Consider the following 12,005-nt stretch of genomic DNA (forward strand, 5'->3'; position numbering starts at 1 on the left):
GGTGTTTCATATGAAGAAAGATTTTGCGGAAAATGATACAAAGACGCTACTTGTCTCTCGAAATGCTCTATTCCTCTTATTTGCTTTGCCAGGTGTGGCATTTGCTACATGGATTTCTAGAACAGCAGCTACTCGAGATATTTTAGCAGTGTCAAATGCAGAAATGGGCTGGATTTTGTTCGGATTATCTGTCGGTTCAATAATTGGTTTACTAAGTGCAAGTCATTTTATTGACGGTAAGGGAGCTAGAGACGTTATTATAGGCAGTATGTTTTTTATGATTGTTGGATTGCTTTGTTTAGGTATTACTATTTATTTTGTTTCTAGTATGGGGGCTTTTGGTAGCTTACTAGTATTTGGAGTAGGATATGGATTAGCAGAAGTCGCATTGAATGTAGAAGGTTCTGCCATTGAGCAGAAATTAGGAACAACTCTTCTTCCGAAATTCCATGGTTTTTTTAGTATAGGAACTTTAGTAGGCGCGCTTAGTGGTTCTGCCGCCATCTCGCTTCACATCCCAATTCTGTATCAATTTCTTGCGATTTCGGTCATGTTTGTATTACTTGTATGTATGTTGTATCGTTTTCTTCCGCATGGAACAGGAAAGAAGGAGAAATCGCGGAACAAAAAGCGAGCGAAGCATACTTCCTTACGTATGGAAAGAAGGGTGCTTTTACTTGGTCTTTTCGTGCTTGGAATGGCATTTGCAGAAGGGAGTGCAAATGATTGGCTACCTATTGTGATGGTAGATGGACATCAGCAAAGTGTAGTAACAGGTTCTATTATGTACACTATTTTTGTATTGGCAATGACATTAGCTCGAATGTGCAGTAGTTATTTTCTTGATCGATTCGGTCGTGTCGCGGTTATGCGTGCTACTATTATGATGGCGATTATAGGAATGACAATCGTCATATTTGGGAGTAACTCATATTTTCTAGCACTTGGTGTAGTACTGTGGGGGATTGGTGCCGCGTTAGGTTTCCCGATTGGGCTTTCTGCTGCTGGAGGTGACAGTGAAAATGCGACTTCTAATGTTGCTGCAGTTTCTATCATCGGTTTTACAGCGTTTTTAGTCGGACCACCATTTTTAGGAATACTTGGAGAAGCATTCGGGATACGTAATGCTTTGCTAGCTGTTTTATTATTTGTTATCTTGTCTGGAATTGTATCGTCTGTTATGAGAGAGAATGCATCGAGTTAAATACGGAGTGCCGCTAGTAGAAATATATCATCTCTATTGCTTTAGAAAATGATGTATGATATATTGTCAACGCAACTTATTAAAAGTGTTTAATAAGTATGTTGATTAAGGTGGTGAGCGATTTGAGTGAACAATTTGTTACTCAAAAATCGATTAAAGAGACGATCCTTCGCGGCATTCGTACAGCTCTTCTAGAGCGAGGTAGTGCAACGAAAGTTGAACTTAGTAATACATTAGAAATCAGTTTTCCAACGATAAGTAAATTTATAGAAAAAATGAAACAAGACGGTGAAGTCACTTTAGCCGGTTTAGATGATTCAAGTGGTGGAAGAAGAGCAAAACGATATGAATATAATCCAGAATATATGTTAGGTTTAGCGATATTTTTAGAAAAAAATGAGACGAACTATACAATTTTTAACTGTTTAGGGGAAGTAAAAGAACAAGGTAGTACTTCAAGTGCATTAATTGATACGGGTCTAAGTGTATTGACAGAACATATAGAAAGTCTTATAGCTACGTTTCCAAAGATAAGTTCAATCTCAATTGGTGTTCCTGGTGCTGTCGATAATGGGCGTATTTTCTATATTCCTGGATATGAAAAGTTCCAAAATTTTAATTTGAAAAGTCACTTGGAGGAACTGTTTTCTATACCAGTAGTAATAGAAAACGATATGAATGCTGCAGTGCTCGGCTATCATAAAAATACTGGAAACAATGAAAATTCCTCTCTTGTATATTTGTATTCAGGTCAAAATGGCCCAGGTGCGGGGATTATGGTAAATGGAGATGTCGTACGCGGAAGCACATTTTTCTCAGGAGAGATATCTTTCGTCCCGCAGTACGATAATAAAAATTTCTTGCAAGCTTTGAGAAGTGAAGATTCGAATAATCCAGAGGAATATAATATAGATGCTATTACTCGTTTAATAGCTACATGTATAGCTATTATTAACCCTCATGGATTCATCTTCTGTGATGATGAAGTGAACCAAATTGTTATAGATCAGATTGTAAAAAGTTGTCCACAGTACATTCCGGCAGAACATATTCCGAAAATAACAGTGAGCAACTGGAAAGAAGATTATTTATATGGGTTAAAAAGCCTTGGACTTGATCTTATGATTACGAGAACAAATAAAGAAAATTAAATGTACTGGCAATGAAGCATCCAATTGCCAGTTGAATAACATAAAAGAAAAGGTGTCGATTATGAAAATTGAGCATGTAGCAATTTGGGTGAATGATTTAGAAAGAATGCGTGATTTCTATAAACAGTACTTCGGTGGTGAAGAAAATAGCTTATATCACAATCCGAAAAAGCAGTTTAAATCTTATTTCATAACTTTTGAAGGCGGTGCGCGTCTAGAACTTATGAAGCAGGTAGGGATAGACGAGAAAGTACAAACACAAACAATAGGATATGCGCATATTGCTTTTTCAGTAGATAGTAAAGAAAAAGTGAACGAATTAACTAATACATTAAGAGAAGCAGGATACTCAGTGTTAAATGGGCCGCGTACTACAGGGGATGGTTATTATGAAAGTGTAGTAAGTGATCCTGAAGGAAATCAGATTGAGATAACAATCTAACATTATATTTACTAATAATTGATAAAAAATAAAATTTTGTTGTTCCCCCAAATGTGAACGAGAAACCTATTATTTCTGCAGAAAGGGGGACATAACGTTGAGTGAAATCATTTTTATTTTCTGTATATATCCATTGCTTGTTTGTATTGTTTCAATAGCTGGAGCATATAAAGTAGGTACATTTTATGTGATGCCAATAGTAACATTTCTTATTTTTCTTATGTTAAATGTTACAGTGCACGATCCAGCATTTTTCTTTTGGGTGGGCATGTATACTATTCTTTCATTTATTGTTTCTTATATAACTATCCTTTTTATAAAGGGATATAAAGTTGTAAAAAGAGAGCGTTAATATCATTTTGGGGAAATAGGGATTTACGGTGAACGATAACAACCTCATTTCACGTTGTAATGACGGGAAATGAGGTTGTTTGATTTCTATTTTTTATTGGATTGATGAAAATCGCGAAGAATCTTCTCAATGGCTGGATGAAGATTACTAGGTAACTCATCAAGCGGAAAGAAGCGTAATTCTTTCGATTCCCTTTGATCGCATACAAGCTCACCGTGGAATTCTCGGCAAATATAAACAACGAGTACACCATGTACTTGATCACCATTTGGATAGATTTGAAAGAAGTCTGGTCCTGAGTATGTACGGAATAATTCTGGCTCTTTAATAATAAGTCCAGTTTCTTCAAACACTTCTCGTTTTAAAGCATCTTCTAACGTTTCGTTATATTCTAGGGCACCGCCAATAATGCCCCAGAGGTTAAAATCTGTACGGAACTGCAGCAATACTTCATCTTTTTCATTTAATATAATGGCGTGTGATCCTATTAAAATAAGTGGAAGATTTCCTACTAGATTTCTCATATCTTCAATATAACCCATGTCATTGCTCCTTGTATTTAATAATAGTTAGGAAGTTCTTTTAACATTCTTTCTGTTTTACGTGCTGTAAAGGCTAAGTTATGGTCATCTTTCGTTCTGAAAAATAATGTGCGTAAAAAGGTTTTAATATTGGCACATAAAATACAATACTCAGTAAGCGAAAGGCGTTTTCTAATTTGAGGAAGCCTTTTTATTTTTTTTTGAATAATAGAAATTAACTCGTTTTGAGGAAAATCATGATACAGCATTGCTAGTAATGGAGTAACGATGCGCTCATCTTCGTTATTATGAAAAAGGTCAGATGGAATAAAGATTTTATTTAATAAACAATGAATTAATTCTTCGTACCATTCAAAAGTGGTATACGTATTATGAACAATTTCAGTAAAGGCATCAGATACGTGAGCAAGACAATGAGCCCATCCTTTATTTTCGATATAGCCCCGAAAATCTGTTTCTAAGTTTGTGTAAGTAATGAGTTTATTTTTTATTTCTTCGATATCCTCCTCTGTACAAAAGTAGTGCGAATTAGCGAATTGGAGTATTAACGCAATTAACGAAACAGTGTAAGAACGTGTGAAAACCCCATCTGTATGTGGGGAGTAAATGTCACAATATAAATACTCATCACTTAAACAAGTTTGCAGAAGTAATTTCAGCTGATCGTCCATAAGGAATTCATGATGAATGAAATGCGCAAAACATTTATATATAAGTTGGTAACGAACGTAGCTATCAGTCGTTCCGATATACTGAAGCATGTTCAAAGTTAACTCATTTACGTCTATATGTTGCAGTTGCGTATAGTCATTTTGTTGTATAAGCTCTAACTGTTGTTGCAATGCTGTAATATCCACTGGAGAACCTCCTCCGCACTTTAAAGATGCGATCTTTTCTAGTATTCTATATATTCAAGGACAATCCTGCTCATGCAAGGAGAACGATTAGAAATTCGAGTATGATATAGATGAGGGAAGAATATGACGACGATAGAACAGTTAGAAAAACATTTTAAAATAAGAAGAAGTGCTTCTTCTATTATGATAAAAGAAAATAATGCAGAGATTTTTACAGAAGAGCAATTAGAGGAAATGATGCAGTATTGCGTTGCCGAAGCTAAAAAAGGTGGATTAGAAAAACTACATTTTGAAATCTCTTCAAAAAGTCCAAATTATGATGTGTATAAAAAATGTTTTGAAACGTATTCATTTGAATATGTTACGGAAAACATGATTGTATTTAAAGATATATACGAAGTAGAAGATGTAGAAAGTGAAATTGATTTTAAGCTTATTGAAGAAGTTGGAGAAGAGGCTTTTTATTCACTGTGGAATGAAGCGACGGGAGAACCAGTTGCTCATGATCAATTTGTGCATATGATGCTACAAGAAATTGGTGAGCAATGGAAAGAACATTGCTTAACAGCGAGTGTAGGTAAAGAGCCGATAGGAATTGTAATTCCGCATATTGAAAGAGGTACGTTAGAAGAAGGGAAACTTATGTACTTCGCAGTTACTCCAAATATGCGTAACAAGGGATATGAAGCTGCACTATTTGCAGGTGCGATGTTTGTCTTAAAGGAAATAGGTGCATCTTATTATATTGGTGAGACAAATATACAAAATGAGTGGATGAAGGATGTTTTTGAAAAGAACGGATGTCAGTTGCTGAGTTGTACTGAGCGGTATGTGAGGGAGTTTTAAGATATACCCTGGGACACATCTAGTGGGAACCCGTGTACAAATTTTGAACAAGTAAAAGAACTTTTCGCCTGTTTGTAAGATAAAAAGAAAAATGAGAACGACAAAGTAGTTATTCCTATAATAAAATAGAGTAAGATTTGACTATAAGAGAAAGCGTTGGTGAAAGAATGGAGCAGCAAAGACATTGGTTACAAGCAACTGTAGAGAGAAATGAAGATAATACGTTACAAATAAAATGGGAAAATAATATAGAAGAAGTTCGTATTTATTGGAGTACTTCACCAGAACATATTGAAGAAACTGGAGAATTACTTGCAACGGTAAATGGAGAATTATCATATACAATTGAAAACCCGAGTGAAAATGAACGTCCATATTTTAGATTAGTAGGAAGTAATGGACAAGCAGTAACAGTAGCTGAGCGTAGACTGCCATTACAAGGCGCGTTTAACTTCCGTGATATGGGAGGATATGAAACGACAGAAGGCCGTAAAGTGAAATGGGGCAAATTATACCGTTCTGAAGAATTAGCAGGACTAACAGAATGGGATATTGCGTATTTACAAAAGTCTGGTTTAAAGTTAATTTGTGATTACCGTACAGACTTTGAAGTGAAGCATAAGCCGAATCCAGAAATTACGGGTGCTCGTCAAGTGTGCTTACCAGTTATGCAAGACTTAGCGAAAGATCTAAATATAAATGAATTTTTCCAAGTTGGTGACCTTTCTATGTTAGGAAAACCAGGTGAGTATCTTGTGAAAATGAATCAAGATTTCGTAAGTGGTAACGAGGCATTCGTGAGCTTCTTAAACTTAGCGCAAAACCTGGAAAACTTACCATTAGTAAACCACTGCACAGCTGGAAAAGATCGTACTGGATTTGGTTCAGCGCTTTTATTACTTTTACTAGGTGTACCGGAAAAAACAGTAATGGAAGATTACTTATTAAGTAACGGATTCCGTGAAAAGCTAAATGAAAAAATGATGGCCTTTTTAGGTGCGAAATTACAAAATGATGAGAGCAGAGCAATATTAGGTGCAATGTTTGAAGCGCGCGCCGAATATTTACAAGCTGCGATTGATGGAATCCAAAAGCAATACGGATCAGTTGAAGCATACGCCGAAAAAGCTCTTGGCTTTACGAAAGATTCGTTAGAAGAAATGAAAGTGTTATTGCTGGAAGATTAATAATGAGAAGGAGGCTGATTTGGATTAGCCTCCTTTTACTATTGTTGTTATAATTAAGCTATGAGAATATAGGAGTTGAGGAAAACATCATGAAATACAAAGTAATACTATTCGACGTAGACGATACATTATTAGATTTCCCTGAAACAGAAAGACACGCATTACACAATGCGTTTGTACAGTTCGGCATGCCTACAGGGTATAATGATTATCTTGCAAGTTATAAAGAGATTAGTAATGGATTATGGAGAGATTTAGAAAATAAAATGATTACGCTAAGTGAATTAGCCGTAGAGCGATTTAGACAATTATTTGTACTTCATAATATAGACGTAGATGCGCAGCAATTTAGTGATGTATATCTTGAAAACTTAGGGAAAGAAGTACATCTTATAGAAGGTGCAGTGCAATTATGTGAAAATCTACAAGATTGCAAGCTAGGTATTATTACAAATGGATATACGAAGGTGCAACAATCAAGAATCGGAAATTCGCCTTTAAGTAATTTCTTCGATCATATTATTATTTCTGAAGAAGTTGGTCATCAAAAGCCAGCACGTGAGATTTTTGATTATGCATTTGAGAAATTTGGAATTACGGATAAATCAAGTGTACTTATGGTTGGAGATTCGTTAACTTCTGATATGAAAGGCGGAGAAGACTACGGCATTGATACATGTTGGTATAATCCGAGTTTGAAAGAGAATACGACAGATGTTAATCTGACTTATGAAGTGGAGAATCTGCTACAAATTTTAGAAATTGTGGAGTTGGCAGGAGAAAAAGTAGCCTCATTTTAATTGTGCTGATATTTGTCGAAAAATCGTTGATATATTATAAGTTGTGATAGATATATTTGAAAAATCGCTCTTATAAGTTCATATACTAAGATATAGAACAAAAAATAGAGCTACTATACAAGGTCATTCACGTGTTATAGTGCGTGAATTAAATATGCGTATATAAATAGTTTCCCAGCGTGATGCGATGTCATGTATGATTAGTGTAACAACTAGAGGTGAATAAAGGATGTTAACGTTTTTATTTGAGTTAGACAAGAATCTCCCGCAGAAGGATGAGCCACGGTATGTTGCTTATACAAATGGTTTTATCGAAGGGGATTTAACAATTTGTATGGGTGACAGAGTATTTTTTCAAAAATCATGTATGAAGGTTGCAGAGCTGGGCATTTATTTAGGTCAGTGGATGGAACAAGTTCAACACGGGCAAAACGTGCCTATGAAATATGAAACGGCTGACCGTGAAGAGGTCATTCTTGGCTTCTTCTATGAAGAGGATCATAACCAATGGAATGTTTCTTCCAGCTGGCAAGAATTTGAACTTCAAGAGCGTATCTCTACTGAAACATTAGTAGAGAGCGTTCAATGCTATTTATATGAGCTAAATAAGGAACTGCGTGCGATAGAATATCCTGTGACGTTTGATCAGTACTTAAGAGGAGAGCGAGTGATGCAGCTTTCTTACAAACGACCGTGTGATAGCAAAGCAGATACGACGCCGATAGAGGTTTATAATGGAAGCGAGCAAGTAGGCGTAGTAAGGGGCTATTATAAAAATACGCTGATGAGAGTGCTGGATTTTATTCCGAAAATTGGTAGTAATATCATTTATGAAATAAAGGATAGTAAGAACAATATTCACGTCATTGCAAAGGATGTAAGTAGGCAGCGCCAAAGAAAGATTTTAGTAACGTACATCGATAATAATGATGCAGAGCATGAAATACTTGTATGTGACGGAAAGTTATTGGATGCAAATTTTATATTTACCTTTACATATAAGGCAGAAGAATATGTTGTTCATAAAACTTCATTTGGAATGGGAAAATTATTACGAAAAGGCTATTTAATCGCAGATTGGAACATTCGTCTTGAGGAAGATATGTATTACATCGAGATGAATGCATATGATGGAGATTACATGGAGGATCAATACTTACTATTAGGCGTATTTCATGCGGTTTTATATGGATAATCTATGAGAAATACCGTCATTCTTCTTGGAAAGAATGACGGTATTTTTTATTTATCCTCAAAAATAAAAATCTCATCAATCGTACTATGAAGTGCCTTCGCTATATCGTGAGCGAGTTGCAATGAAGGATTATACTTACCTTTTTCAAGGTGGCTAATTGTTTCACGGCGTACACCAACTTGCTTCGCTAAATCTTCTTGTGTCATGTTCAATTTTGCGCGGTATTCTTTTATCTTCGTTACGAACGCCATGGTGCATCTTCCATTTCATCAACAGGTTTATCATAAAAGAACATAGAAAAACCGAACGTAAGAATGAGTGTGCCGAAAATAAGAGCGATATCAATTTCTTGTAGCGCCGGGTTTGGAAATAACATTTCAATAAATATAATGATAGCGGTAGTTAGTAATGTAACGATAAATGCATTGCGACACGATTTATTGACAATTTGTTCAAACAGTTCATCGTGTTGAACTGTTCTATACGATGTGAAAAAGGAGAAGAAACAGAACATAGTAAACAATCCTTTTTCATAAAAAAATCCGAGGAAACCGAAAAATCCTAAATATTTTATCCAAGTTGTTTTCATGATAGGTCCTCCTTACGTTGTTAGAAATAAGTCACGTTATGTTACAAATATATCATAATTGGATAGGAATGGTAATAATAGTTTTCCAGTTTGCTTCATAATAATAGTAAAAAGAGGAAATATGCTGCGAAATAAAGAGGATAATATTGTAAAATGGTTGTAAGGAGGGGGAGGAAGAAATGCTAACTTGGATCATGATCGTTGTATTACTTGTAGTGATTACTGTCATTGCGACGGTGTTAATTGGGCGGAATGGTGATGCAAATTATAGCAAAGCGACAAAGGGGAATATTAAACGATTAACAATGATTTATATTATACTAGCTGTCGTTTTAGTTGTTGGATTAGGGGTGTATATTTATTTTAAAGGTTAAATAAACTGAAAAATGTAAAAATCTTAAAATAGAAGTATGCTATAATATCAATATAGTTATTTGGTAATTAAGGAAAGGATTGGATGGAATGATTGAAATTACGAATGTGTCAAAAAGTTATAATGGGTCTACTTATGCAGTAAAAGATTTAAGTTTATCTGTACCTAGCGGCGAAATCTTTGGATTTTTAGGACCAAATGGTGCGGGTAAATCCACGACAATTAAGATGATTACTGGCATTCACGGGGTGGACAAAGGGACTATTACGATTAATGGAAAAAATATTATGGAAGAGCCGATGGAAGCGAAGAAGACGTTTGGTTATGTGCCGGATAGCCCAGATATGTTTTTACGTTTAAAAGGAATTGAATATTTAAACTTTATGGCTGATATGTATGAAGTGCCGAAAGAAGTAAGACAAGAACGAATAGAGTCTTTAGCGAAGAAGTTTGATCTTTATAATGCATTATCTGATCAAATTCAAAGTTATTCGCACGGTATGAGACAAAAAATCGTTATTATTGGTGTGCTCGTGCATGAACCAGATGTATGGATTTTAGATGAACCGTTAACAGGGCTTGATCCGAAATCTGCATATATTTTAAAAGAAATGATGAGAGAACATGCGGATAAAGGAAAGATTGTATTTTTCTCTACACACGTATTAGAAGTAGCGGAAAAAATATGTGACCGGGTTGCTATTATTAATAAGGGGAATTTGCAGTTTAAAGGAAATTTAGATGAAATGAGAGATCATTTTAAATCCAATGAATCACTTGAAAAAATGTTCTTGGAGATGACGGGCAATGAGTAAAATTTGGACGTTAACGAAGGTACTATTAAAGTTAAATTACGCAGATTTTATAGCAGATAAGAAGAAGCGATGGGCGTATTTATTTTCATTTGCAGCTATTTTATTTGTTGGATTTTTAATATTTGGTTCGATGACGCACGGAATGTATGAAGGTCTGAAACAATTAGGGCAAGGGCCGGGAATGATTATTGCAATGGGACTTGCGATTGCGAGTATATGGGTATTTTTAATGAGTATAACGAACATTTTAACTGTATTTTACTACAGCAATGATATTGAAATGTTACTGCCGTTACCATTAAAACCAGCGCAAATTATTTCGGCAAAATTTTTAACGGTATTAATTACACAATACGTAATGAGTTCATTTATTTTATTACCAATCTTCATTACTTACGGTTTAAAAAGTGGCGCATTTATTACATATTACATATATATGATTTTTATTTACTTACTCTTCCCAATCGTGCCGTTAGTATTAGCTTCGTTACTGATGACAATTATTATGAGGTATACAAATATAGCGAAAAATAAAGATCGAGGAAATATATTTATTGGAATCGTAAGTATATTATTTATTGTAGGAATTAACGTATTTATGCAGTGGAGAAATAAAAGTGCGTTTTCTGGAGATGGGGCTGCGGAATACCTTGTAAATAATCAATCTTCTCTTTTAGTACAAATGACAAATTATTTTCCAACTACATATTTTGGAGCAGTGGCATTAGTAGAAAGTGCAAATTGGAAGGGACCTTTATATGTAATAATCTTTGCAGTTATTTCATTTGTCTTCTTTGTGTTGTTTTATTACATAGCAGAGCGTACATATTTAAAAGGGGTTATTGGACTTTCAACGAGTACAGCAAAGAAACAAGTTATTTCGGCGGAAGGTTTACAGAAATCAACAGTACAAAGTTCGCATTTAAAAGCGTATGTGAAAAAAGAATTTAAAACGTTATTCCGTACACCACAATTTTTCTTAAATTGCATTGTACAAACTTTCGTTATGCCAATTATGTTGTTCTTTATTTTATTTGTGCAAGATGGAAATTTAAAGTTTATTACAGAGTATATTAACAATCCAAAGACAACAGGATTTGCAATTGGTGTTGGCCTTTGTGCATCGTTATTTTTAATGGGTAGTAACGTCATTGCAACAACGTCATTTTCGCGAGATGGAAGCTCTTGGTTTGTAAATCGTTATTTACCAGTAAAGGCTTCGGATATCTTTTTTGCGAAAGCAATCACTGCTTGGTTAATTAATGTGATTATTTTAGCAGTATTCGGTATTACGATGGCAGTTGTAGCTGGGATTTCTCCAGTCTTTATGATACTGTGGTTTTTACTAAGTGCGAACGGGTTGTTATTAATTAATTTAATCGGAACACGCTGGGACGCGCAAACTGCAGATATTCATTGGGATACAGAGCAGAAATTATTTAAAAGTCGATATACAACTTTGTGGAATTTTTTAGCTAATATTTTAATAGCTTTAATTATTGTGGGGGGAGTAAGTGTATTATACTTCTTCCTTCATGTCGGACTGTGGGTTATGTTTATCGTTTTATTTGTAATGTTTACGATTGTAAATTATATCTTTATTAAAATGTTAAAATTAGGTGCTGAACGTATACTGTCAAATATTCAATAAG

15 protein-coding genes are annotated in these 12,005 nt (G+C 34.8%); 11 read left to right on the top strand and 4 right to left on the bottom strand.

The genetic code is table 11. The features are described 5' to 3' along the window. The first annotated feature begins 10 nt into the window (after window positions 1–10). From DN400_RS01560 to DN400_RS01575, 4 genes are all read left to right on the top strand, one after another. On the top strand, window positions 11–1,204 hold the full coding sequence (locus tag DN400_RS01560) for an MFS transporter (RefSeq protein WP_065229115.1): 1,194 nt from the start codon (window positions 11–13) through the stop codon (window positions 1,202–1,204). Window positions 1,205–1,326: 122 nt separating this feature from the next. Next, the gene (locus DN400_RS01565) at window positions 1,327–2,355 is read left to right on the top strand and encodes an ROK family transcriptional regulator (RefSeq protein WP_000003038.1); all 1,029 of its coding nucleotides are present in this window, start codon (window positions 1,327–1,329) and stop codon (window positions 2,353–2,355) included. 61 nt (window positions 2,356–2,416) lie between these two features. Continuing rightward, the gene (locus DN400_RS01570) at window positions 2,417–2,797 is read left to right on the top strand and encodes a VOC family protein (RefSeq protein ID WP_000687575.1); all 381 of its coding nucleotides are present in this window, start codon (window positions 2,417–2,419) and stop codon (window positions 2,795–2,797) included. 97 nt (window positions 2,798–2,894) lie between these two features. Next, window positions 2,895–3,149, top strand: coding sequence for a YbeF family protein (locus tag DN400_RS01575; RefSeq protein ID WP_001289515.1), 255 nt, complete (start codon window positions 2,895–2,897; stop codon window positions 3,147–3,149). Between the two features lie 86 nt (window positions 3,150–3,235). On the opposite strand, the gene DN400_RS01580 is transcribed toward DN400_RS01575, so the two are convergent. Continuing rightward, window positions 3,236–3,691, bottom strand: coding sequence for an NUDIX hydrolase (locus DN400_RS01580; protein ID WP_147801494.1), 456 nt, complete (start codon window positions 3,689–3,691; stop codon window positions 3,236–3,238). Between the two features lie 17 nt (window positions 3,692–3,708). After that, window positions 3,709–4,548, bottom strand: coding sequence for a DUF2785 domain-containing protein (locus DN400_RS01585; protein ID WP_000355455.1), 840 nt, complete (start codon window positions 4,546–4,548; stop codon window positions 3,709–3,711). A gap of 123 nt (window positions 4,549–4,671) precedes the next feature. Here DN400_RS01585 and DN400_RS01590 point away from each other — a divergent pair, with 123 nt between their 5' ends. The 4 genes from DN400_RS01590 (at window position 4,672) to DN400_RS01605 (ending at window position 8,576) form a co-directional block, all read left to right on the top strand. Continuing rightward, window positions 4,672–5,394, top strand: a complete 723-nt coding sequence (locus DN400_RS01590) for a GNAT family N-acetyltransferase (protein WP_025118595.1) — start codon at window positions 4,672–4,674, stop codon at window positions 5,392–5,394. Window positions 5,395–5,561: 167 nt separating this feature from the next. Then, entirely contained in the window at window positions 5,562–6,581 is a 1,020-nt protein-coding gene (locus DN400_RS01595) for a tyrosine-protein phosphatase (protein ID WP_147801495.1), read from the top strand. A gap of 89 nt (window positions 6,582–6,670) precedes the next feature. Beyond that, window positions 6,671–7,381, top strand: a complete 711-nt coding sequence (locus DN400_RS01600) for a YjjG family noncanonical pyrimidine nucleotidase (RefSeq protein WP_000875917.1) — start codon at window positions 6,671–6,673, stop codon at window positions 7,379–7,381. A 229-nt stretch (window positions 7,382–7,610) separates the two neighbouring features. Continuing rightward, on the top strand, window positions 7,611–8,576 hold the full coding sequence (locus DN400_RS01605; RefSeq protein ID WP_016512544.1) for a tubby C-terminal domain-like protein: 966 nt from the start codon (window positions 7,611–7,613) through the stop codon (window positions 8,574–8,576). Window positions 8,577–8,623: 47 nt separating this feature from the next. Here the strand turns inward: DN400_RS01605 and DN400_RS01610 are convergent, their stop codons facing one another. Both DN400_RS01610 and DN400_RS01615 read right to left on the bottom strand, forming a co-directional pair. After that, a complete protein-coding gene (locus tag DN400_RS01610; RefSeq protein WP_000896294.1) occupies window positions 8,624–8,827 on the bottom strand; it encodes a helix-turn-helix transcriptional regulator in 204 nt (67 codons plus the stop codon). After that, window positions 8,815–9,165 carry a DUF3796 domain-containing protein gene (locus DN400_RS01615; protein WP_147801496.1) on the bottom strand — a complete coding sequence of 117 codons (351 nt, stop codon included), beginning with the start codon at window positions 9,163–9,165 and terminating at the stop codon, window positions 8,815–8,817. The genes DN400_RS01610 and DN400_RS01615 overlap by 13 nt, the downstream gene beginning before the upstream one ends. A 179-nt stretch (window positions 9,166–9,344) precedes the next feature. Between DN400_RS01615 and DN400_RS01620 the strand changes: the two genes are divergently transcribed. From DN400_RS01620 to DN400_RS01630, 3 genes are all read left to right on the top strand, one after another. Further along, window positions 9,345–9,539, top strand: a complete 195-nt coding sequence (locus DN400_RS01620) for a hypothetical protein (RefSeq protein ID WP_000958863.1) — start codon at window positions 9,345–9,347, stop codon at window positions 9,537–9,539. 88 nt (window positions 9,540–9,627) lie between these two features. Next, window positions 9,628–10,353, top strand: a complete 726-nt coding sequence (locus DN400_RS01625; protein WP_000570204.1) for an ABC transporter ATP-binding protein — start codon at window positions 9,628–9,630, stop codon at window positions 10,351–10,353. Further along, entirely contained in the window at window positions 10,346–12,004 is a 1,659-nt protein-coding gene (locus DN400_RS01630) for a putative ABC transporter permease subunit (RefSeq protein WP_097822596.1), read from the top strand. Before DN400_RS01625 ends, DN400_RS01630 begins: the two co-directional genes overlap by 8 nt. Window position 12,005: the final 1 nt, after the last annotated feature.

This window comes from Bacillus sp. AR8-1 (assembly GCF_008042345.1).
GTDB classification, from domain to species: Bacteria; Bacillota; Bacilli; order Bacillales; family Bacillaceae_G; genus Bacillus_A; species Bacillus_A cereus.